The organism is Janthinobacterium foliorum, assembly GCF_978021625.1.
Genome location: NZ_CDXDQE010000003.1, coordinates 557,627 through 579,340, shown reverse-complemented (window position 1 = coordinate 579,340; position 21,714 = coordinate 557,627). Strand labels below are relative to the sequence as shown.

At 66.8% G+C, this 21,714-nt stretch carries 17 protein-coding genes; 8 read left to right on the top strand and 9 right to left on the bottom strand.

Translation table 11 applies throughout. From position 1 onward, the window contains the following. The first annotated feature begins 317 nt into the window (after positions 1 to 317). The 7 genes from ACZ92H_RS10050 (at position 318) to ACZ92H_RS10020 (ending at position 6,747) form a co-directional block, all read left to right on the top strand. Positions 318 to 1,157, top strand: a complete 840-nt coding sequence (locus tag ACZ92H_RS10050) for a symmetrical bis(5'-nucleosyl)-tetraphosphatase (RefSeq protein WP_131373651.1) — start codon at positions 318 to 320, stop codon at positions 1,155 to 1,157. Between the two features lie 89 nt (positions 1,158 to 1,246). Beyond that, the gene (locus ACZ92H_RS10045) at positions 1,247 to 2,167 is read left to right on the top strand and encodes an AraC family transcriptional regulator (protein WP_131373650.1); all 921 of its coding nucleotides are present in this window, start codon (positions 1,247 to 1,249) and stop codon (positions 2,165 to 2,167) included. A 118-nt stretch (positions 2,168 to 2,285) separates the two neighbouring features. Continuing rightward, a complete protein-coding gene (locus tag ACZ92H_RS10040) occupies positions 2,286 to 2,840 on the top strand; it encodes a carboxymuconolactone decarboxylase family protein (protein WP_465049208.1) in 555 nt (184 codons plus the stop codon). Between the two features lies 1 nt (position 2,841). Then, a complete protein-coding gene (locus tag ACZ92H_RS10035) occupies positions 2,842 to 3,927 on the top strand; it encodes an acyl-CoA dehydrogenase family protein (protein ID WP_465049207.1) in 1,086 nt (361 codons plus the stop codon). Then, positions 3,924 to 4,718 carry an ABC transporter ATP-binding protein gene (locus ACZ92H_RS10030; RefSeq protein WP_465049205.1) on the top strand — a complete coding sequence of 265 codons (795 nt, stop codon included), beginning with the start codon at positions 3,924 to 3,926 and terminating at the stop codon, positions 4,716 to 4,718. The genes ACZ92H_RS10035 and ACZ92H_RS10030 overlap by 4 nt, the downstream gene beginning before the upstream one ends. Before the next feature lie 17 nt (positions 4,719 to 4,735). Further along, on the top strand, positions 4,736 to 5,980 hold the full coding sequence (locus tag ACZ92H_RS10025; protein WP_465049204.1) for an ABC transporter substrate-binding protein: 1,245 nt from the start codon (positions 4,736 to 4,738) through the stop codon (positions 5,978 to 5,980). 2 nt (positions 5,981 to 5,982) lie between these two features. After that, complete coding sequence (locus ACZ92H_RS10020) at positions 5,983 to 6,747, top strand: ABC transporter permease (RefSeq protein WP_465049202.1); 765 nt, start codon at positions 5,983 to 5,985, stop codon at positions 6,745 to 6,747. Here the strand turns inward: ACZ92H_RS10020 and ACZ92H_RS10015 are convergent. The 6 genes from ACZ92H_RS10015 to ACZ92H_RS09990 form a co-directional block, all read right to left on the bottom strand. Next, a complete protein-coding gene (locus ACZ92H_RS10015) occupies positions 6,744 to 7,490 on the bottom strand; it encodes a lysophospholipid acyltransferase family protein (RefSeq protein ID WP_465049201.1) in 747 nt (248 codons plus the stop codon). The genes ACZ92H_RS10020 and ACZ92H_RS10015 overlap by 4 nt on opposite strands. Positions 7,491 to 7,636: 146 nt before the next feature. Then, a complete protein-coding gene (locus ACZ92H_RS10010; protein WP_465049199.1) occupies positions 7,637 to 8,938 on the bottom strand; it encodes a dihydroorotase in 1,302 nt (433 codons plus the stop codon). A 24-nt stretch (positions 8,939 to 8,962) separates the two neighbouring features. After that, complete coding sequence (locus tag ACZ92H_RS10005) at positions 8,963 to 9,928, bottom strand: aspartate carbamoyltransferase catalytic subunit (protein WP_034746695.1); 966 nt, start codon at positions 9,926 to 9,928, stop codon at positions 8,963 to 8,965. Beyond that, entirely contained in the window at positions 9,921 to 10,445 is a 525-nt protein-coding gene (gene pyrR, locus ACZ92H_RS10000; protein WP_131373642.1) for a bifunctional pyr operon transcriptional regulator/uracil phosphoribosyltransferase PyrR, read from the bottom strand. The genes ACZ92H_RS10005 and pyrR overlap by 8 nt, the downstream gene beginning before the upstream one ends. A gap of 40 nt (positions 10,446 to 10,485) precedes the next feature. Continuing rightward, on the bottom strand, positions 10,486 to 10,884 hold the full coding sequence (gene ruvX, locus ACZ92H_RS09995; protein WP_465049198.1) for a Holliday junction resolvase RuvX: 399 nt from the start codon (positions 10,882 to 10,884) through the stop codon (positions 10,486 to 10,488). Further along, positions 10,881 to 11,483: a YqgE/AlgH family protein gene (locus ACZ92H_RS09990; RefSeq protein WP_131373731.1), complete on the bottom strand. Its 603-nt coding sequence runs from the start codon at positions 11,481 to 11,483 to the stop codon at positions 10,881 to 10,883. The genes ruvX and ACZ92H_RS09990 overlap by 4 nt, the downstream gene beginning before the upstream one ends. A 426-nt stretch (positions 11,484 to 11,909) precedes the next feature. On the opposite strand from ACZ92H_RS09990, the gene ACZ92H_RS09985 reads away from it, so the two are divergent. Further along, positions 11,910 to 13,373 (top strand): cryptochrome/photolyase family protein, encoded by a 1,464-nt coding sequence (locus tag ACZ92H_RS09985; RefSeq protein ID WP_465049197.1) that lies wholly within the window; start codon positions 11,910 to 11,912, stop codon positions 13,371 to 13,373. A gap of 95 nt (positions 13,374 to 13,468) precedes the next feature. Here ACZ92H_RS09985 and ACZ92H_RS09980 read toward each other — a convergent pair whose 3' ends face one another. The 3 genes from ACZ92H_RS09980 to ACZ92H_RS09970 form a co-directional block, all read right to left on the bottom strand. Beyond that, on the bottom strand, positions 13,469 to 18,772 hold the full coding sequence (locus ACZ92H_RS09980; RefSeq protein WP_465049196.1) for a hybrid sensor histidine kinase/response regulator: 5,304 nt from the start codon (positions 18,770 to 18,772) through the stop codon (positions 13,469 to 13,471). Between the two features lie 73 nt (positions 18,773 to 18,845). Next, positions 18,846 to 21,083 (bottom strand): methyl-accepting chemotaxis protein, encoded by a 2,238-nt coding sequence (locus ACZ92H_RS09975; protein ID WP_465049195.1) that lies wholly within the window; start codon positions 21,081 to 21,083, stop codon positions 18,846 to 18,848. Then, positions 21,083 to 21,712, bottom strand: a complete 630-nt coding sequence (locus tag ACZ92H_RS09970) for a chemotaxis protein CheW (RefSeq protein WP_465049194.1) — start codon at positions 21,710 to 21,712, stop codon at positions 21,083 to 21,085. Before ACZ92H_RS09970 ends, ACZ92H_RS09975 begins: the two co-directional genes overlap by 1 nt. Between the last annotated feature and the right edge of the window lie 2 nt (positions 21,713 to 21,714).

The following is a 21,714-nucleotide window of genomic DNA, read 5'->3' as shown; positions in this document are numbered from 1 at the left end:
ATTTTTAGAGCAACGCGTGGACGGTGCGACGCTGCCGGCATGGCGTCTGCATTTGGCATGCCCCATGCCTGCCGATTCTGCCGTCCAAAAAAATAACCGCAAAACAACATTTATTTTTGGAAAACGCTTGCTACCTACGTGACGGCGTGCCGATGGTAGCAAGCCTGGCCACGATTGCTAACGGCTTTTACCATTTGATACATCGTCAATAGCCGGATGCATAAGATGGCCGGATAAGGGTACGGCTGGCGCCGTGTGCCGCCTCCGTGGTATACATGGCGACACGCCATATCTTCGCGCAACAACAAGAGCCGTCCATGAAAACCTACTTTATCGGTGACCTGCAAGGCTGCCATGCACAAACCGTCGAGCTGATCGAACGCATCCAGGCGGCGGCCAATGGCCCGTACCGGCTGCTGTTTGCGGGCGACCTGATCAATCGTGGCCCCTCTTCGCTGGCCACCCTGCGCCATGTTTACGCACTGGCGCGGCAAGGCCTGGCCGACAGCGTGCTGGGCAACCATGACTTGCACTTGCTGGCCGTGGCCAATGGCATCCGTCCGCAGCACGCTTCCGATACCCTCGCTGAAATCCTCGACGCGCCCGACCGTGAAGAATTGATCGCCTGGCTGCGTGGCCGCCCCCTCGCCCTGCAGCACCAGGGCCATTTGCTCGTGCATGCGGGCTTGCTGCCGCAGTGGAGCGCGCAGCAGGCGCTGGCCCTGGGCGGCGAAGTGGCCGCCATGCTGCGCAGCGATGGCTGGGTGGCATTCCTGCGCACGATGTATGGCAACGAACCGGCCGCCTGGCGCGATGACCTGCAGGGCGCCGACCGGCTGCGCTGCATCATCAACGCCATGACGCGGCTGCGCTTTTGCACGCCCGATGGCGTGATGGACTTCAAGATGAAGGAAAGCGGCAGCGCGCCGCCCGGCTCCGGCCTGCTGCCGTGGTTCGACGTGCCGGGCCGGCAAAGCGCCGGCGACACCGTCGTCTTCGGCCACTGGTCGGCGCTGGGACTGCAGTTGCGCCCCCATTTGATCGGCCTCGATAGCGGCTGCGTCTGGGGCGGCCAGCTATCGGCCGTGTGCCTGGAAGACCGCTCGCTGCTGCAGGTGGAGTGTCCCGCGTTCCAGCAGCACAGCGGCAAGAAGTAGGCGCCATCGTGCGCATATGCTTAGTCGAAATCCGTCGTTGGCCCTGGCGCGCGCGGCCCGTATGATGCAGCTTTTGCCTCTTCGATCCCATGCATCCTGACACCGACAGGCTGGCGCGCTGGCTGCTGGGCAGCCTGCAGCTCGACACGGCCGTACTGCACGTGGGCCAGTACTGCGGCCGCTGGCGCGCCTCCACGGCGGGCCGGGAACTGGGCAGCTTTCACCTGGTGCTCGACGGCCATTGCTATTTGCATCTCGACGGCGCGGCGCCCATCGCCCTCGGTCCGCGCGACGGCGTCTTCCTGCTGCGCGACCTGCCGCATTTCCTCAGTCCCCACAGCGATCCCCTGCAAGCGGCGAGCGCGCAAGCCATGCTGCCGCTGCAGGCGGCCACGGACAGCCCGGCGACGGCGCTGGCCTGCGGCTTCTTTCAATTTCGCGGCGCCCTCGCTGCACTGATCGTCGATTCCTTCCCGCCGTACCTGCTCATACGCGGCGACGCCCCAGCATTCGGCGCCGCCACGGCGCTGTTCGACCTGATCCTGGCGGAAGCCGGCGGTGATCCGGAACAGCCCTCGCCCCTGATCGCGCGCCTGGTCGAACTGCTGTTCTTTTACCTGATCCGCCATGTGGCGCAAGGCGAGCAGGTGGCGGCCGGCCTGCTGTCGCTGCTGCACCAGCCGGCATTTTCGCCGCTGCTCGAACGCATGCTCGATGCGCCCGCCGACGACTGGTCGATCGAGAACATGGCCAAGGCCGCGTGCATGTCGCGCGCCAGTTTCTGCAAGCATTTCGCCAGCGCCAGCGGCCACTCGCCGGCCCAGTTCCTGCTGCTGCTGCGCATGAAGATCGCCGCGCGGCGCCTGCACGATGGCGCCTCCGTCGAGCGCGCGGCCGAACTGGTGGGCTACCGCTCGCACGCCGCCTTTACGCGCGCCTTCAAGCGCGTCACGGGGGAGCAGCCGGGCGCGTATCGCCGCGACCAGCGCCTGCGCCAGCTGGCCAGCTGAAGTCACGCATCACACAATCGCAGACGAACGAGCACAAAAGGGCGACGCTCACGTCTGTTGCGTGCACGATCTGGCCGATATAATGCATGAGTGACTTACTAACTTAGCAAGGTACCCCATGTCCCGTCTGACTCTGCATACTCTCGATACCGCGCCGGCCGACAGCCGCCCCTTCGTGGAAAAAGCCATCGCCAACAATGGCTATCTGCCCAACCTGATCGGCGTGCTGGCCAACGCCCCGCTGGCCCTGGAAACCTACCTGACCGTATCCGGCATCAATGCACGCGCCAGCCTGAGCCTGATGGAGCGCGAAGTGGTGCAGATCACGGCCGCGCGCATCCATGGCTGCGATTTCTGCATCGCCGGCCACAGCGCCATCTCGCTGAAAAAAGCCGGCCAGACGCCGGAGACGGTGCGCGCCCTGCAGCATGGCCAGCCGACGGGCGATGCCAGGCTGGACGCATTCGCCGCCTTCGCCACGGCCGTCATCGCCACGCGTGGCGCCGTCCCGGACGCCGACTATCAAGCCTTCCTGGGCGCCGGCTACAACCAGCAGCAGGCGCTGGAAGTGGTGCTGGGCATCAGCCTGGCCACCCTGTGCAATTTCTCCAACAGCCTGGCCGGCACGCCCGTCAATCCGCAATTGACACCCTACCTGCCCGGCGCCGTCTGACATGGGCCATCTCAATCACTGGCTGCACATGCATGCCGACCAGCTGGACCAGTCGTCGCAGCTGGCTGAAACCGTCCTGCCGGCCCTCGCGGGCGACCACCTGCTGCGCATCGGCGTGCCGCAGGAACACGGCGGCGCGGGCGGCGACGTGCGCGATGCCATCCACGCCATCGCGCGGGTGGCGGAAGAATCCGTGACGGCGGCCTTTGTCTTCTGGGGCCAGCGCTGCTTCATCGAATTCCTGCTGCAAAGCGGGAACCGCGCCCTGGCCGAGCGCCGCTTGCCGGGCCTGCTGGCAGGCACGCAGGCAGGCGCCAGCGGCCTGTCGAACGCCATGAAATTCTTGTCCGGCATCGAGCAGCTGCAAATTACGGGCGCGCGCCGCGCCGACGGGCTGCTGGTCGATGGCGGCCTGGCGTGGGTGACCAACTTGCGCAAGGCGGGCTTTGTCGCGGCGGCCGCCGTGGCGCCGGACGACGGCGCACCGCCCGTCATCGTCGCCTTCGACAGCAGCGCGGCGGGCGTGCAGCGCAGCGAGGACCTGGACCTCGTCGCCCTGCGTGGCAGCAACACGGCCTCCGTCAAGCTGGCGCAGGTGCACATTCCCGCCGCGGACATCATCAGCGACAACGCGCCGGCCTGGCTGCCGCAGGTGCGCCCTTCCTTCCTCGGCATGCAGTGCGGTCTGTCGATCGGCCTGGCGCGCGCCAGCCTGGCGCAGGCGGCGCAGATTTCCGCCGGCTCGCGCAACCAGCTGTCGCCGCGCATCGAAGCGCTGCAAGCGACCCTGGAAGCGGCAGTCGCGACCCTGCTGGACGGCGTGCACGATGGCCGCTTCAAGACGCAGGCGCCGGCCATGTTCCGCCTGCGCATACAGCTGGCGGACGTGCTGCAGCAGGCGCTGATGCTGGAACTGCAAGCCATGGGCGGGCGCGCCTACCTGAACGCGGAGCAGCAGGGCTTTGCCCGCCGCTGGCGCGAATCGTCGTTCATCCCCATCGTCACCCCCAGCCTGACGCAATTGCAGGCCGCCTTGCAGCTGTTCGACAGCCAGCAGGCGGCGAAGGCGGCGGGAGCGCAAGCATGAGCGTTGCTGATTGGGCCTTGCAGGCGCAGGACCTGAGCTATGCCTACCCGGGCAGCGCGCCCGTCTTCCAGCACGTCTCGCTGGGCGTGCGCAAGCGCGAAATCGTCTGCCTGCTGGGCGGCAGCGGCTGCGGCAAATCGAGCCTGCTGCGCGTGCTGGCCGGCCTGCAGCCGCCATCCGCGGGCGCCATTCAATTCCTCGACGCCCCCATGCGCGAGCCGGACCCGCGCAGCGCCCTCGTCTTCCAGCAGGCCAGCCTGCTGCCCTGGCTGAACGTCACGGGCAATGCCGGCTTTGGCCTGGACTTCCAGCATCAGCCCAAGCTGACGCGCGCGGCGCACCAGACGCGCGTGGCGCAAGCCATCGACGCGGTCGGCCTGAAGGGGCGTGAAAAGCTGTATCCGTCCGCGCTGTCGGGCGGCATGGCGCAGCGCGTGGCGCTGGCCCGCGCGCTGGCCCGCGAGCCGGAACTGCTGTTCGCCGATGAGCCGTTTTCCGCCCTCGACGCCATCACGCGCGCCGAGATGCAGTCGCTGCTGGTGGACGTGGTGCACCGCTGGCACACGGCCGTGCTGCTCGTCACCCACGACATCGACGAAGCCATCCTGGTGGCCGACCGCATCTTGCTGATGGGAGGCAAGCCGGGCAACATCGTGCGCGAATGGAGCGTCGCCATTGCCCAGCCGCGCATCGGCCACAGCGCCGACGTCATCGCCCTCAAGATGGACATCCTCGACGCCCTGCAAGCGCTGCAAAAGAAGGATCACGCGCCCGCCTTCGCCCAACTTTAATCGACCGGAACACTCCCATGACATTCCCAGATCAAAACAAACCCCTGCACATCTGCGCCTCGTCCGAATGCGACTGCGGCCTGACGCGGCGCGACTTCCTGCGCATGTCGGCGCTGGCCACGGCCAGCGTCGCCTCGCCCCTGCTGTTCGCCGGCGACGCCATGGCGCAGCAAGGCCCGAAAGGCGACGACCAGCCCGTGAAAATCGGCTACCTGCCCATCACCGACGCCACCCCGCTGCTGGTCGCGCACGCGCGCAAGCTGTTCGAGGCGGAAGGCTTGCAGGCGGAAACGCCGCGCTTGTTCCGCAGCTGGGCGCAGATCATCGAAGCCTTCGTCGCCGGCCAGGTCAACGTCATCCATTTGCTGTCGCCGGCCACCCTGTGGGTGCGCTACGGCGCCAAGTTCCCCGCCAAGGTCGTCGCCTGGAACCACGTCAACGGTTCCGCGCTGACGGTGGCCAACGAGATCAGCAAGGTGTCCGACCTGGGCGGGCGCACGGTCGCCATCCCGTTCTGGTACTCGATCCACAACATCCTGCTGCAGCAGATCCTGTCCGCCAATGGCCTGACGCCGGTCACGCGCGCGCGCAACGCGGCCGTCAAGCCGAATGAGGTCAACCTGGTGGTGCTGGCGCCGGCAGAAATGGTCTCGGCCCTGGCCAGCAAGTCGATCGCCGGCTACATCGTGGCCGAACCCTTCAATGCGGCGGCGGAAAACGCCGGCATCGGCAAGATCCTGCGCTTCTCGGGCGACGTGTGGAAGAACCATGCCTGCTGCGTCACCTTCCTCTCCGAGCGCGACATCAACACGCGTCCGGAATGGGCGCAGAAGGTCACCAACGCCATCGTCAAGGCGCAGCTGTGGACGCGCTCGAACCAGGTCGACACGGCCAAGCTGCTGTCGAACGTGGGCGAGCACCGCTACACGCCGCATCCGCTGCAAGTGCTGACCAAGGTGCTGGCCACCACCGACTACGCCAGCTACGAGAAGCAGGGCCTGATCGTGCACAAGAACTGGCAGCAGCGCCGCATCGACTTCCAGCCGTACCCGTTTGCCTCGTACACGGAAGAACTGGTGCGCGCCATCGGCCGCACCAAGGTGGAAGGCGATACGCGCTTCCTGGCCAACCTCGATCCGAAGTTTGCCGCGCGCGACCTGGTCGATGACCGCTTCGTGCGCAAGGCCATCACGGCAGTCGGCGGCCCTGCCGCCTTCGGCCTGCCGGCCAACCTGCTGCGCAGCGAAACCGTGGCGGTCTGACGATGGCGAGCAAGCTGTTCACGAAGTTCGGCCTGCCCCTGGTGGGGCTGGCCTGTGCCTTGCTGTTGTGGTCCGTGGGCGTGACGGCGCTGGAGAAATCCACGCCCATCGCCACCGCCTTCGCGCCGCTGCCCACGGCGCTGGCGTTCAGAGAGATGCTGGGCGGTTCGGATATCTGGCTGCACGTGGTACTGAGCCTGCAAAGGGTGGCCGTGGGCCTGGGGCTGGCCATCGTCATCGGCGTGCCGCTGGGCGTGCTGGTGGCCATGTCGAAAAGCTTTTCCGGCGCCGCCATGCCGCTGTTCCAGCTGCTGCGCATGATTTCGCCGCTGTCGTGGATGCCGATCGCCGTGATGGTGCTCGGTGTCGGCGACGCCCCCGTATACTTCCTGCTGGCGTTTGCGGCCGTCTGGCCAATTTTGCTCAATACGGCGGCCGGCGTGGCGCGGCTCGATCCGAACTGGCTGCTGCTGGCGCGCAGCCTGTCGGCCACGCGCAGCGAGATCGTCTTCAAGGTGATTTTGCCAGGCATCACGGCCGACATCCTGACGGGAGTGCGCCTGGCCATCGGCATCATCTGGATCGTGCTGGTGCCGGCGGAAATGCTGGGCGTCTCGGCCGGCCTGGGTTACTTCATCCTCGACACGCGCGACCGCCTGGCGTATTCGGAACTGATGGCCGCCATCGTGTTGATCGGGATCCTGGGCTTCCTGCTCGACTACCTGGCCCGCGCCGCGCATGCGCGCTGGCTGCACGTGAAGAACTAGGCAGCCTGCTCCAGCGGCAGCGCGGCGGCCACCGCCGCCTGCGTTGCCGCCGCCAGGTCGCGCCGGTGCGCTCCTGCCGTCGGCACCGGCGCCAAACAGGTCAGGCGCGCCGTGATCGGCGGCCCGCTGAGAATCGCCACCATGCTTTGCGCAAAGCTCATGTCGCCGATGAAATCAACGGCATGGTGCAGCTCCCCCCTGTCATCCACATACACCAGCGCGAACGGCTGCACCGGCACTTGCGCGTCGATGGCCGCCTCGAACAGGTTGGCGTGGAACGGCAGGATCTGCCCTTGCGCGGCGGTGGTCCCTTCCGGGAAAAACGCGATGCGCTCGCCTGCCGTCAATTTATCCACCAGGCCCTGGAAGATCAGGCGCAGGTCACGCTTGCTGCCGCGCGAAATGAAGATGGTGCCGGCGCGTCCGGCCAGCCAGCCCAGGATAGGCCAGGCGCGGATTTCCGCCTTGGCGACGAAACGGCAAGGGTGGACGGCATTGATGACGAAGATGTCGAGCCACGAGACGTGGTTCGCCACCACCATCGCATGCGCCAGCGCCGGCAGGCTGGCGGCCGGCTGCTGCACGCGCACGCCGCAGATATCGAGCAGCTGCGTGGACCAGCGGCGGATGCGCCGGTTGCGCCCCTCCAGGTCCAGCCATGGGAACAGCACGGCGCTCTTGGCCATGCCGCAGCTCAGGTGAATGGCGATGCGCGCGAGGCGGTAGGTAAGCAGAAGTTTCAAATCACACCAACAAATTAAATAAGGCTCTCGCCCCCAAGCAAAATCCGGGGCCAGACCCGGCGGGGGAATCCGCCCCAATGGGGCGAATTCCGCTCCTGAAAGGACTGACCCCGGCTTCGACACCTTCGCTGGTGCACTAGCTGCAATTAGCGCTGGAACGCCACCTGTCCAGCCACGATGGTCGCCTTGACGATGCCGCTCAACTCATAGCCGAGGAAAGGCGTGTGCTTGCCCTGGCTGGCCAGCGAGGCCGACGACACGGTCCAGCGCGCGGCGGGATCGAAGACGCAGATGTCGGCCGCTTCGCCCACGGCCAGGCTGCCGGCCGGGATGCCGGCCACCCGCGCCGCGTCGGAAGTGATCTTCGCCACGGCGCGCGCCAGCGGACGCGCACCCGATTGCGGCTGGTTCAAGGCATAGTCGTCGGCCCATTTCAGGGCCAGCGACAGCAGCAGTTCCAGGCCCGTGGCGCCGGGCGACGCTTCGCCGAACGGCAGCAGTTTTTCATCGTCGTCGACGGGCGTGTGATCCGAGCACATGGCGTCGACGGTGCCGTCGAACAGGCCGGCGCGGATCGCATCGCGGTCGCGCTGGCTGCGGAACGGCGGCGTGACGCGCGCGTTCGGGTCGAAGAAGCCGATGTCGGCGTCCGTCAGGTGCGCATGGTGCACGCCCACGTCGCAGGTGACGGGCAAGCCTTCGGCCTTGGCGGCGCGGATCAGTTCCAGGCCGGCAGCCGACGAAATGCGGCACAGGTGCACGCGCGCGCGGCTGGCGCGCATCAGTTCAAAGATGGTGTGCAGCGCGATGGTTTCGGACATCACGGGCACGCCGGACAGGCCCAGGCGCGACGCGAGCGGACCGCTGTGGGCGATGCCGCCACGGCCGATATGCGGGTCCTGCGGACGCAGCCAGACGGTGTAGCCGAAGGTGTTCGCGTATTGCATGGCGCGCAGCAGCACGGTGGTGTCTTCGATCGGCTCCTCGGCCTGGGCGAAGCCGATGCAGCCCGCTTCCGTCAATTCCGCCATTTCCGTCAGCGACTTGCCCTTCAAGCCCATGGTCAGCGCCCCCAGCGGGTGCACGTGCGCCTTGTTCTGCGTCTTGGCGCGGTATTTCAGCATCTCCACCAGGCCCGGCTCGTCGAGCACGGGATCGGTGTCGGGCGGGCAGACCAGGCTCGTCACGCCGCCTTGCAGGGCCGCCTGCAATTCCGATTCCAGGGTCGCCTTGTATTCGTAGCCCGGCTCGCGCAGGCGCGCGGACAGGTCGACCAGGCCGGGGGAAACCACCAGGCCGGCCGCGTCAAACGTAGCGTCGGCGGTGAAGCCGGCGGGGGCGCTGCCCACGGCCAGCACTTTGCCGTCGGCGATGAACAGGTCCTGCAAGCCATCGATGCCGTTGGCAGGGTCGATCAGGTGGCCGTTCTTGATATGTAGTGTCGTCATGCTTGCTTACTCGTCCTTGGGCTATCAGCCCTGATTACCAGCCAAAATACTCATCACCGCCATGCGGACGGCGATACCGAACGTTACCTGCGGCAGGATCACCGCCTGCGGACCGTCGGCCACGGCCGAATCGATCTCCACGCCGCGGTTCATCGGGCCCGGATGCATGACGATGGCGTCCGGCTTGGCCAGCGCCAGGCGCTCCGGCGTCAGGCCATAGCTCTTGAAGTACTCCTGCGCCGACGGCAGCAGCGCGCCGCTCATGCGCTCGTTTTGCAGGCGCAGCATGATGATCACGTCGACGCCCTTCAAGCCTTCATCCATGTTGGTGAAAGTGCGCACGCCCATCTGCTCCAGGCCGCCCGGCAGCAGGGTATGCGGGCCGATGGCGCGCACTTCCGGCACGCCCAGGGTCGTCAGCGCATGGATGTCGGAACGGGCCACGCGGCTGTGCAGGATGTCGCCCACGATGGCCACCGTCAGGTTCGTGAAATCCTTCTTGTAGTGGCGGATCGTGTACATGTCGAGCAAGCCCTGGGTCGGGTGCGCATGGCGTCCGTCGCCCGCGTTGACCACGTGGACATGCGGCTGCTTCGTGTCGATCAGGTGCTTGGCGATCAGGTAGGGCGCGCCCGACTGCGCGTGGCGCACGACGAACATGTCGGCATGCATGGCCGACAGGTTGTCGATGGTGTCGAGCAGGGACTCGCCCTTGCTGGCCGATGACGCCTGGATGTTCAGGTTGATGACGTCGGCCGACAGGCGCTTCGAGGCGATCTCGAAGGTGGTGCGGGTGCGCGTGGAGTTTTCAAAGAACAGGTTGAAAACGCTTTTGCCGCGCATCAGCGGCACTTTTTTCACGTCGCGGTCGGAGATGCCGACGAACGAGGACGCGGTGTCGAGGATGTGATTGACGATAGACTTCGGCAAGCCTTCGATCGTCAGCAGATGTTGCAGTTCGCCGTGTTTATTCAGTTGCGGATTAAGCATGGTGGGTATCTATGGTGAGCGTGAATTTTCCGTCGTCGGCTTGCTTCAGGACCAGGGCCTGGCCAGGTGGCACGGCAGTGAAGGCGGCCACGAAATCGGCGGCCACCGGCAGCTGGCGCTCGCCGCGGTCGACCAGGGCGGCCAGCATGATCTTCGCCGGGCGGCCATAGTCGAACAGTTCATTGATGGCCGCGCGCGTGGTGCGGCCCGTGTACAGCACGTCGTCGACCAGCAGGATGGTGGCGCCGGCAACGTCAAAGCTGATTTGCGTCGGCTTGACGTCCGCATGCAGGCCTTTTTGCGCGAAGTCGTCGCGGTAGAAGGAGACATCGAGCACGCCCAGGCGGTCGAGCAGGTTCAGGTCGCGCGCCAGGCGTTCGGCCAGCCAGGCACCGCCCGAATGGATGCCGACGATGGCCACGTTGGAGATGCCCGCCAGGCCGCTCTGCACCTGCTGCAGCAAGTCCGCATACAGGGCCTCGGCGTCGAGTTGGGAAGGATTCGTAGGGTGCGGCATAGGGTTCTTGATCATTCAGGAATGGCGTCAAAAGGTCGGATTAATAATTCGCGTCGAAGTACTGCTGCAGGATGACGGCGGCGGCGCGGTCGTCGATGACTTCACCGCGCTTGGCGGCGATGACGGCCGATGAATAGCGCTCGTCGACCAGTTCCACCGGCAGGTTGAAGCGGCCGTGCACCTGGTTGGCGAAACGCCGGCAACGCGCGCTCATCTCGTGCTCCGTGCCATCGGGGTGGCTGGGCAAGCCCACCACGATGCGGCTGGCGCCCCACTCCCTGATCAGGCTATCGATGGCGGCGAACTTCGGCTCATTCGCCGTGGCCGTGATCACGCTGAGCGGCTTGGCCTGGCAAATCATGGTATTGCCGATGGCCACGCCAATGCGTTTCAGGCCGAAATCGAAGGCGAGGATGGTGTCGATGGCGTCACCGCTCATGCGTGGCCAGCCTCGCTCGCCAGCATCAAGGGGTCGATGCCCAGCAGTTTGATGGCCGCCACATAGCGCTGCTCGATGGGGAAGTCAAACAGGATGTCGGCCGAGGCGCCCACCGTCAGCCAGCCGTTGCGGCCGATCTCGTCTTCCAGCTGGCCCGGACTCCAGCCCGAGTAGCCGATCGAGACCAGCATGCGCTCGGGGCCATCGCCCTTGGCGACGGCTTCCAGCACGTCGATCGAGGTGGTAAACGCGATTTCGTCCGTCACCGTCAGCGACGACGAATAGCGCGCGCCCGGCGTGTGCAGCACGAAGCCGCGGTCGTCCTGCACCGGGCCGCCGAACATGATCGGTTCGTTGATGATGGGCGCGTCGCTGCCGGCCGCCAGTTTCAGGTCGATGCGGTCGAACAACACTTCCATCGTCATGTCGGTAGGCTTGTTGATGACGACGCCCAGCACGCCGTTTTCATTGTGTTCGCATACGTACACGACCGTGCCGCCGAAGATCGGGTCTTGCATCGCCGGCATCGCAATCAGGAAATGGTTAGCCAGATTCAGGGTGGAAGAACCGGTGGCGGCCGGCTCGCCGACACCCTGCATCAATCGATGTCCTGGTAGAGTCTGGTCGATTTTACTCTTCTTCATACGCGATGCTCTCTCTGTGGGCTTGCTGGCAAGTCTCGCTTACCCCGCTGTCGTACGCCTGGCGCAATCCGCCGCGAATGCTGGGCGGCGGTCCGTTGTAATGCCAGACGTCATTCTTGTTATATTATAAATTTATTGATACATTCGCTGCTCAATGCACATCTTGCGTCTTGCAAAATATCAAATACCATCTCGATAACGGCTATTTTTTCAGATCAATTGTAAAATTGATTGCAAAATCGCTGTCGCACATAAAGCATTACAAACATACCTGCTAGTTTACACTGAATTGCCGCCACAGCGACGCCAAAGGCACGATGCGCGCGGCCATATCCTCCCCCAGACGGCAAAAAAACGCTTATCTTTGACCCGGAACACGCAATGACCTTCAAGACTTCCCTCGTATGGTTCCGCCGCGACCTGCGCGCCTTTGACCATGCTGCACTGCACCACGCCCTGCGCCAGAGCCAGGCCGTGCACTGCGTGTTTGTGTACGACACGGCCATCCTGGATGCGCTGCCGCGCCGCGACCGGCGCGTCGATTTCATCCATGCCAGCGTGGCGGAACTGGCGGCCGAACTGCGCGCGCTGGGCGGCGACCTGATCGTGCTGCACGCCGTGGCGGCCGAGGCCATCCCGCGCCTGGCGGCCGAATTGAACGCCGATGCCGTCTTCGCCAACCACGACTATGAACCGCAAGCCATCGCCCGCGATGCCTGCGTGGCCGCCGCGCTGACGCGCGACGCGCGCCTGTGGTTCAGCTTCAAGGACCAGGTGATCTTTGAAAAAGACGAGGTACTCACCCTGTCGCAGAAACCCTACACCGTCTACACGCCGTACAAGAATGCGTGGCTGAAGAAAATGCGCGCCGAACCTGCCTGCCTGGCGCCGTTCGACGTGGAACCGCATGCGGCCAGCCTGGCGCCGCCGCGCGGCGGCACGCCGGCGCCGCTGCCCGCGCTGGGCGAACTGGGTTTCGAAGCGAGCAACCTGGCCGAGCTGGCGATTCCGACCGGGATGTCGGGCGCCAGCGCCCTGTTCGAGGATTTCCTGCCGCGCGCGGCCCGCTACGACGTGGCGCGCGACTTTCCCGCGCTGAAGGGGCCGTCCTATCTCTCCATGCACCTGCGCTTCGGCACCGTCTCGCTGCGCTACCTGGTGCGCACCATCGTCGACCTGATGGACCGGGGCGGCGGCGGCGATGGCGCGCCCGTGTGGCTGGCGGAACTGATCTGGCGCGACTTCTATGCCATGATTTTGTACCAGAACCCGCATGTGGAAGGCGGCGCCTTCAAGCCGGCCTACGACGCCATCGCCTGGGAAACGGGCCCCGAGGCCGACGCCGCCTTTGCCGCCTGGTGCGAGGGCCGCACCGGCTATCCGCTGGTCGACGCCGCCATGGCCCAGCTGAACCAGACGGGCTACATGCACAACCGCCTGCGCATGGTCACGGCCTGCTTCTTGATCAAGGATCTGGGCATCGACTGGCGCCGTGGCGAAGCGTACTTCGCGCTGCACCTGAACGACTTCGACCTGGCGTCGAACAACGGCGGCTGGCAATGGGCGTCGTCGTCCGGCTGCGACGCCCAGCCCTATTTCCGCATCTTCAACCCCATCACGCAGTCGGAAAAATTCGATGCAGGCGGTCGTTTCATCCGCCGCTACCTGCCGCAGCTGAAGGCGCTGGGCGACAAGGAAATCCACGCGCCCTGGCTGGTGCCGCGCATGCTGCTCGAACAGAAAAACATCGTGCTGGGACGCGACTATCCCGAACCGCTGGTGCAGCACGACGAGGCGCGCAAGGAAACACTGGAGCGTTATGCCGTGGTCAAAGTGGTGGCGTAATCCGGCAGCCGGCGGCGCGTTACGCGCTTTGCGCTAAGCCGACCTGCCCGACCTGCCCTCGCTACCTCGGCCGACGTCTGACCCAAGCCGTCCTGCTACACCCCGCCGCCCAGCAAGCGCGCCACTTCCGCCAGCAATTCCTCCTCCTGGAACGGCTTGCCGAAATACGCATTCACGCCCAGTTCCAAGGCGTGCGTGCGGTGCTTGTCGGCGCTGCGCGAAGTGATCATGATGACGGGGATGGCGCGCGTCTTGTCGTCGCTGCGCACATTGCGCGTCAAGTCAAAACCGTCCATGCGCGGCATTTCCACGTCCACCAGCAGCAGGGCCGGCATGGCCGGCGCGTCCAGCGCGTGCAGCTGTTCCAGCGCATCGACGCCATCCTTGGCCAGCAGCACAAGGTAGCCTTCGCGCTCGAACAGGCGTTGCATCACGCGGCGCACCGTCAGCGAATCGTCGACCACCATCACGCAGGCGCGCGGCGCGGCCAGCACGCTGGAGGCGGCGCGCTGCCCGGCCGACGCCACCGCGTACTGCGACAGCAGTTCCGGGTGGTGTTCCAGGTGCTGCGCCAGCGCCACCGGGTTCAGGATCAGCACGATGTCGCCCGTACCCAGCACCGTGGCGCCGGCGATGCCCGGCATGCGCGCCAGCTGCGGCCCCACGTGCTTGACCACCACTTCGCGGTTGCCCAGCACGTCATCGACCTGCAGCGCCAGCCTGTCGTTGCCATTGCGTAGCAGCAGCACGGGCGCATGGCGCTGCACGGCCTGCGTCTCCGGCGTCTCGCCCAGCATGGCCGACAGGTGATGCAGCGCCAGCGCCTGGCCGTGTGACTCGATGCAGCCAGCCGCCTGCACCTGCTCCAGCTGCTCGCCCTTCAGGTGCAGCACCTGCTCCACCAGCACGGAAGGCAGGGCATACGTCTTGCCGTTCGCCGCCAGCAGCACCACTTGCGTGACGGCCAGGGTCAGCGGCAGGTGGATGGTGAAGCGCATGCCCAATCCGGCCTGCGTGGCCGTCTCGATCCTGCCGCCCAGGGCCAGCGCCTCGGAGCGCACGATATCCATGCCCACGCCCCGCCCCGCCAGTTCCGTCAGGCTGTCGGCGGTGGAAAAGCCTGCCGCGAAAATCAGCTCGGCCGCCTGCGCATCGCTCAGCTGCGCATCCGGCGCCACCAGGCCGGCGCTGAGCGCCTTGGCGCGGATGCGTTCCAGGTCCAGTCCCGCGCCATCGTCGGAAAAGGCGATCGCCACCTCGTTGCCCTGCTGGCTGACCTGCACCAGCAGTTCGCCCGTCTCGCTCTTGCCCGCTGCCAGGCGCGCGTCGCGCGGCTCGATGCCATGCACGATGGCGTTGCGCAGCAAGTGCTCGAACGGCGCTGCCATGCGTTCGAGCACGCTGCGGTCGATTTCCACGCCACCGCCGCGGATGTCGAGGTTGACGCGCTTGTCGACTTCCTTGGCGCTTTGCCGCGCCACGCGGAACAGGCGTTCGGCGATGCTGGCAAAGGGCACCATGCGGATCTGCATCAGGTCGCGCTGCAACTCGCGCGTCAGGCGCGCCTGCAGCACCAGGTCGTCCGTCACCGCATCGACGCTGTGGCTGAGGTTTTCATGGAAGGAAGCCACGTCATTGACGCTCTCGGCCATCATGCGCGTGAGTTCCTGCAGGCGCGTAAAACGGTCGAACTCGAGCGGATCGAAATCGCGCTCGCTACCGACGGCCATGCGCGAGGCGATCTGCGATTCGGCCTGCATCTCCACTTCGCGCAACTGGCGCCGCAGGCGCTGCAGATTGTCGGAAAACTCGGCCAGCGAGGCACCCAGCACGCCCACCTCGTTTTCCATTTTCGAGCGCGTGATCGACACTTCGCCGGCCTGGTTCACCAGGCGGTCGAGGATATCGGCGCGCACGCGCACCAGGGCCGCCTTCGGCTCGGCGGCGGGCGTGTCTTCCATGCCCGGCAACGGCAGCAGGGGCTGCTGCAGCTGCTCGAACAGGTGCAGCGCATGGTCGTAATGGGCCAGCAATTCCTCGAAGGCTTGCGGCGTGGCGGTGCCCGCGTGCAGCATGTTTTCGATATGCGTCTCGATCTCATGCGCATGCTGGCCCAGGCGCATGGCGCCGGCCATGCGCGCGCTGCCCTTCACCGTGTGCAGGGTGCGCAGCAGCATCTGCGCCTGGCCGCTGTCGTGCGGCTGCTGCTGCCAGCTGCGCAGCGCCTCGCCGATCTGCGGCAGCAGGTCGGCGCCCTCTTCCAGGAAGACGGACAACAGGTCGAGGTCGAGTTCATCGCTGATGCCGGCGCTGGCCGCCAGCAGCGCGGCCGCATCGGCCGGCATGATGGCCGGCACCAGCGCTTCCGGCAGCGCATGCTCCAGTGGCGGCGCATGCTCGAAGCCGGCGTCGAACAGGTCGTCGCCGGCGCCATGGGCCGGCACCGAAGGTTCGGCAGCGGCGGGGCCATCCTGCTGCAGCGCGTCGGCAACGATGCTCGCGTATGTCGCCGCGAACAGGGTGTCGAGCTGCGGCGCGGGCACCTCTGCCAGCTCGCTTGCTGACGCGTCGGCCGATTCGTCGCCCGGCGCTTGCGCAGATTGCGCAGATTGCGCCGGCGTGCCGACGATGCTGGCGTAGGTGGCGGCAAACAGGGCGTCGAGCTGCTCTTCCCTGCTTTCCCCGGGCGGCGCCGTCAAGGCGCGCCACAGGGTGTTGAGCGCTTCGATCATGTCCGGCTGCGCCGGCGCCAGGTCGCCCAGCGCGAATGCCTGCAGCATCTGTCCGATGCGCTGCGTGGCCTGTTCCAGCACGTCGTGCTGCGCATCGCGCAAGCCGGCCAGCGGCGGCACCACCGTTTCTATCGTCGTTTCCAGCGCATGCGCCAGGTCGCGCAGGGACTGGAAGCCCACCGTACCGGAGGTTCCCGCCAGGGTATGCACGGCTTGCAGCGCCTCGCCGCTGACGGCGCGCTGTTCATGGCGCCACTCGCCGAAGTCGCGCGTCAGCACGCGCAGCAATTCATCCGTTTCGGCCAGGTAGATGTTGTACAAGGGCAGGCTGACGCGCAGCTCGCCCACGTGCTTCAGATTGTCGTCGGGCGCCTCGTGCGCGGCAGGCGCCGTGGCGGACGGAAAACCGATCACATTGCCGCTGCTGGCGACGGGCGCCGCCGGGCGCGGCTTGCGCAGCTCGAACGGCCCGCCTTCGCGCACGCGCTCGGCCGCCGCCAGCAGCATGCCCGCCGCGCGCTCGCGCCCCGCGCCGCCTTCCAGCTCGGCCACCCATTCGCTGAGCTGGTACCAGCCGTAATTGAGGAGCGTAAACAAATCGTCGCTGGCGGGGCGCGCCTCGGCCAGCCAGGTATTCATGACGCGCTCGATGGCGCCGGCTGCTTCGGCAAACTGTCCCAGGCCGATCATCCGGCTGCTGCCTTTCAAGGTGTGGAAGGAGCGGCGCAGCATGGCCAGGTGTTCGCTGCTGGCGGCCTGCTCGCGCGGCAAGGCCAGGGTGGTGTCGACAAAGGCCAGCACCTCGCGCGCTTCGGCGATGAAGATGTCGAGCATTTCCGCATCGACGTCTGCCGCTGCCGGCGCGGCATCAGCCGCGGATGGCGCGGCGGGCGCCAGCGCCTGGTCGAGCAGGGGCACGGGCACGGCACCGGCGGCGGCGACTTTTTCAAACGGCAGCGCGCGGAAGGCGCCGGTGGCGGCGTCAAAATGGAAACGCCCCTTGGCCGCTTGCGCATTGCGGCCCAGCATGTCGACAAAGAAGCCCAGCGCGCTGACGTTTTGCGCGATCTCGTCGAGCGCCTCGGCTTGTTCGGCCTGGCCACCGATGGCGGGCAGCTGCAGCACGGCCGCATCGACCTGCGCCACGGCGGCGCCGGCGGCGTCCTGTTCCAGGCTGGCCAGTTGCTGCTGCAATTGCCGCAGCAGGGGCGCCACGCCCTCGAGCGACGCCTGGCGCGCGCCACCCGCATAGTAATCGTTGAGCAGTCTTTCCACCTGCCGCAGGCCCGTCTTCATGTCGTCGGCCAGCGCGGCGACGGTCTGTCCCTGTTCGATCTGGCGCGACAGTTCTCCAGCGGCGGCTGGCGGCGGCGCCTCGCCGGCCAGCAGCGCCTGCAGGCGCGCGGCGATGGTTTCCGCGTTGCCGGCGAAGTCATCGGGCAGGCGGCGCACCTGCTCCAGGCCCGTCTCGGCGAACAGCAGCGCCGTGCCGATTTCCTGTTCCAGCGCCGCACTGCGCCCGCTGGCCACGGCTTGCCGCGCCACGGCGGCGCACTGGCGCAACAGGCCGGCCAGGGCCGGCAGCTTCAGGGCCTCCGCATGCGCCGCCACATCCTCCAGCGCCTGGCCGAAATCCGCGCTCAAGGCGGGATCGAGATCGGCCTGCGCCAGGCGGCTCCAGCCGGCGCGCGCCCGCGCCAGGGCCGCGCGCGCGCCCTGCAAGGCATCCTGGTCGACCTGGCCGTAGCGCCGCGTCTCCACGTCGGCCGGCACCAGGCCATCGAGGGCGAAAGCGGCGCGCAGCTGCTGCGCCGCCGGCGTCGCTTCGGCGGCTGCCGCGATAAAGAACAGGGCGTCGCGCAGCATCGCCTCGGGCAGGCTGGCCGTGCCCTGCGCCAGGCGGCGCAACTGCAGGTTGATCAGGCCAAACAGCTGCTTCACATATAAGGTGCCCATGCCCTCGCCGCTGGCCGCCAGCTCGGCAAACGCCTGCATGGCGAACCAGAAGGTGCGCGCCGGCGCATCCTGCTGCGCGTCGGCCACCAGGGTCAGGGTGTCGTGCAGGGCACCCGCATGCTGGCGCCGCGTGGCGTCATCCTGCGCCTTCAGGAACGGCAGCAAGGACTTTTCAAAGCGCCCGCGCCAGGCCGGATAATCGGCGGCGGGCGGCGCTTCGGCCAGCGCGATGGCATGGCCTTCCAGCAGGGACGATGGCGGAAAAAACAGGTCCGCCGGATGGATGCGTTCCGCGCCCAGCATGGTTTGCAGGGCGCGGTAATACGGGAACAATCGAGTTGGCTGCGGCGGCGTGCCGGCCACCAGGTCTTCCAGGTATTCCACCAGGGCCTGGTACAGCTCGGCCACCACCTGCGCGTGATCCACCGTGTATTCCAGGCTGCCGTCACGAAAGCGCGCCAGCGCCTGTTCCGCGCCCGACGTCAGCAGGCTGGCGCCGGCCACGTCGACCATCACCAGCGCGCCATGCGCCTGGTGCAGGTGCGAGCGCGCATGCTGCAGGGCCGTGGCGCGTTCCTCGCGCTCGCGGCCACCCGCTTCGAACAGCGCCGTTTTCGAACGGCCCAGCGCTTCGCGGATTTCCACCATCACCCACGACAGGGGTTCGCTGTCGAACGGCTTGGACTGCTGCGGACTATCTGGTGTGCTCATGCATGCCTCGGTAAAGAAATCGTAGCGCAAAATCGGTACGCACAACGCGCCGCGCCCTGCACTGGCGCGGCGTTCAGGCGGCGACGCGGAAGCGCGACACCGAGTTTTTCAATTCCTGCGCCAGCATCGACAGCTTATGGATCGACTGCGCCGTCTGCTGCGTGCCATCCTGGGTCTGTTCCGTCACGCTCAGGATATGCTGGATGTTCAGGGCCACGCCGCTGGCGGAACCGGCCTGCGTGCCGGTGGCGAACGAGATGCCCTGAATCAGTTCGGCCAGGTGTTTCGACACCTGGCTGATGTCGTTCAGCGCCGCGCCGGCCGCGTCGGACAGGCGCGCGCCCTCGACCACCCCCTGCGTGGATTTTTCCATCGCCCTGGTGGCATCCTGGGTGTCGGCCTGGATGGTGCGCACCAGCGCGCCGATCTGCTTGGCGGCGGCGGCCGAGCGTTCGGCCAGGCGCTGCACTTCCTCGGCCACGACGGAAAAGCCGCGTCCCGCCTCGCCGGCCGATGCGGCCTGGATGGCGGCGTTCAGCGCCAGCACGTTGGTCTGTTCCGTGATGTCGGAAATGAGCTCGGTGATCTCGCCGATTTCCTGCGACGATTCGCCCAGGCGCTTGATGCGCTTGGAGGTATCCTGGATCTGTTCGCGGATTTCATGCATGCCCTTGATGGCATTTTCCACCGCCGTCGAGCCTTGCAGCGCGGCCGCCACCGACTGGCGCGCCACGTCGGCCGAGACGCTGGCCGATTTCGACACGTCGGTGATCGCATTGGCCATCTTCACCACGGTGGCGCTGGCATCGAGGATTTCGCGCGACTGCTGCTGCGAGGCGATCAGCAGTTTGCTGGAAATGCTTTGCGCCTGCGTCGAGGCGCGGTTCACCTGTTCCGCCGTGGCCGTGACCCTGCCCACCAGGCCGCGCAATTCCTCCACCGTGTAGTTGACGGAATCGGCGATGGCGCCCGTGATGTCTTCCGAAACGGTGGCCTGCACCGTCAGGTCGCCGTCGGCCACCTTCTGCAATTCATTCATCAGGCGCAGGATGGCCGCCTGGTTCTGGTCATTCTTGGCCTTGGCCTGCTCTTCCTTTTCCTGCGACAGCAGGCGCTGGATTTCCGCCTCATGGCGGCGGCGCTCGGCCTCGCGCGTGCGGTTGACGGAATCCTGCAGCAGCACCCTGCCGATGCCGGCCGCCGCGATCAGGGTCAGCAGCACGCCGGCCACCATCAGCCAGAAGGCGATGCCCAGGGTTTCCTGGTTCGCGTGGTACATCTGCTGCAGCAGGGTCAGGCGCTGGCGCAGGTCTTCATTCTCGTTGAAGATCAGCTGCTCGGCGCTCTTCGCCGAACTGAATTTGTCCAGGCGGTCGAGGATGGACGACACCAGCTTCTGGTAATTGTCGAAGCTGGCCTTCAGCGCCACCAGGCGGTCGCGCAGCTCGGCGTCGCGCGTGGGCGCCAGCTGCAGCGAGACGCTGCCATTGAGCAGGCCTTCGACGGCGGCGCGGAAATACGTCGTGTCGCGCCCCAGCGAAAACGCCGTCTCCGAACTGATGCTGCCCGACGAGAGGAATTCGCTGGCGCTGCGGCTCATGCGCTGGCTCAGCATCATCAGCCGGCCGATGACGGCCAGGTCGCGCGCATTGCCGCCGCGCTGCACCTTCAGGGCCGCGATTTCCTCGGTCTGCGCCAGCAGCGCGGGCGACAGCGCGTTCAATTGCTGCAAGGTCTTGTCGAATTCGCCCAGTTCCGGTTTCAGGCGCAGGATGGTGCTGGCCGCGCGGTCGCTGCTGGCCCACTTCTTGCGCGCGTCGGCCACGGCCGCCAGCAGGCTGGCACGCGATTCGCCGATGTCGCGCCCATGATAGGTGCCGCCGCGCAGCATCAGGCGGAAATCCTGGTTCAGCTCATTGCGGCTTTCCTCGAGCTGGCGGAACGCTTCCGGATTGCCCTGCACGGCGTTCGGCGCGGCCTTGCCGATGCGCTGCGAGTGCATCAGCGCGTCGCTGGCCAACTGCGTCTGCGCCGAGGCGATATTGCCGCTGCGCGTGTTGATGCCGACAAACAGCAGGCTGGCGGCCAGACTCAGGGCCATCACCGTCGACAGGATGCTCAATTGTTTTTGCAACGGCAAATGGCCGATCAGCGGCAGCTTCAAGTCGCTGGCCGGCGCGCTGGCCAGCGACTTGCGCCGCCCCAGCGCGTCGCGCAGGCGCAGCGGCAGGTCGGCCGGCAGCGCCGGTTCGCCCGGCGCGTGTTCCGCCTCGGCCATGCCGGATGCCAGGATAGGGGAATGGGCGCCCATCAGTCTTCGCCCTTGCCGCTGGGCGCGCCGGCAAAGCCGGCATCGAGGAAGCGTTCCGCCTGCACCAGCTGCGCCAGGTCCAGGCGCAGCCAGTGCTGCCCTTCGCCGTCGCGCAAGGTCTGCGCTGCCCATGGCAGCGCGCCCGCTGACGCGGCATGCTGCGGCGGCACCGACAGCATGCCGCGCTGCTGGCGCAAGCCCAGCACGCGCTCGACCAGCAGCGCGCAATTCACGCCCAGGCGGGGAGAAAAGGTGATGATGCGGCTGTCGCCGCCGGCCGCGCAGGCCGGTTCGCCCATGTAGCGGGCCAGGTCGATGATGGCGGTCAGGCGTCCGCGCATGGCGGCCAGGCCCAGGTACCAGTCCTGCGCCAGCGGCACGGCCTGGATTTGCACGCCTGCGGGAATGACGATTTCACCGAGCTGCGTCAGGTCGAGCAGGCAATGCCGGCCGCCGAGCAGCACGCCCAGCTCCTTGCGCGCCGCCAGCGCGCCGCTGCGCGCGGCCTGCACCCGTTCGAGCAATTGCAGCTGGTACTGGCGCAAGCGGCCCTGCCGCGCGCCCGTCTCGTGCGGTGGCATGGCCAGCAAGGCCGGAGCAGGCACGCCATTGCCAGGCATCGTGCGCATGC

What these genes read in the sequence shown, in the direction of transcription:
- ACZ92H_RS10005 (WP_034746695.1), bottom strand. Translation starts at nt 9,928, where the DNA reads ATGCTTAATCCGCAACTGAATAAACACGGCGAACTGCAACATCTGCTG.
- ACZ92H_RS10020 (WP_465049202.1), top strand. Translation starts at nt 5,983, where the DNA reads ATGGCGAGCAAGCTGTTCACGAAGTTCGGCCTGCCCCTGGTGGGGCTG.
- ACZ92H_RS09990 (WP_131373731.1), bottom strand. Translation starts at nt 11,483, where the DNA reads ATGCAGGGTGTCGGCGAGCCGGCCGCCACCGGTTCTTCCACCCTGAAT.
- pyrR (WP_131373642.1), bottom strand. Translation starts at nt 10,445, where the DNA reads ATGCCGCACCCTACGAATCCTTCCCAACTCGACGCCGAGGCCCTGTAT.
- ACZ92H_RS09985 (WP_465049197.1), top strand. Translation starts at nt 11,910, where the DNA reads ATGACCTTCAAGACTTCCCTCGTATGGTTCCGCCGCGACCTGCGCGCC.
- ACZ92H_RS10030 (WP_465049205.1), top strand. Translation starts at nt 3,924, where the DNA reads ATGAGCGTTGCTGATTGGGCCTTGCAGGCGCAGGACCTGAGCTATGCC.
- ACZ92H_RS09970 (WP_465049194.1), bottom strand. Translation starts at nt 21,712, where the DNA reads ATGCGCACGATGCCTGGCAATGGCGTGCCTGCTCCGGCCTTGCTGGCC.
- ACZ92H_RS09975 (WP_465049195.1), bottom strand. Translation starts at nt 21,083, where the DNA reads ATGGGCGCCCATTCCCCTATCCTGGCATCCGGCATGGCCGAGGCGGAA.
- ruvX (WP_465049198.1), bottom strand. Translation starts at nt 10,884, where the DNA reads ATGAGCGGTGACGCCATCGACACCATCCTCGCCTTCGATTTCGGCCTG.
- ACZ92H_RS10050 (WP_131373651.1), top strand. Translation starts at nt 318, where the DNA reads ATGAAAACCTACTTTATCGGTGACCTGCAAGGCTGCCATGCACAAACC.
- ACZ92H_RS10045 (WP_131373650.1), top strand. Translation starts at nt 1,247, where the DNA reads ATGCATCCTGACACCGACAGGCTGGCGCGCTGGCTGCTGGGCAGCCTG.
- ACZ92H_RS10025 (WP_465049204.1), top strand. Translation starts at nt 4,736, where the DNA reads ATGACATTCCCAGATCAAAACAAACCCCTGCACATCTGCGCCTCGTCC.
- ACZ92H_RS10040 (WP_465049208.1), top strand. Translation starts at nt 2,286, where the DNA reads ATGTCCCGTCTGACTCTGCATACTCTCGATACCGCGCCGGCCGACAGC.
- ACZ92H_RS09980 (WP_465049196.1), bottom strand. Translation starts at nt 18,772, where the DNA reads ATGAGCACACCAGATAGTCCGCAGCAGTCCAAGCCGTTCGACAGCGAA.
- ACZ92H_RS10010 (WP_465049199.1), bottom strand. Translation starts at nt 8,938, where the DNA reads ATGACGACACTACATATCAAGAACGGCCACCTGATCGACCCTGCCAAC.
- ACZ92H_RS10035 (WP_465049207.1), top strand. Translation starts at nt 2,842, where the DNA reads ATGGGCCATCTCAATCACTGGCTGCACATGCATGCCGACCAGCTGGAC.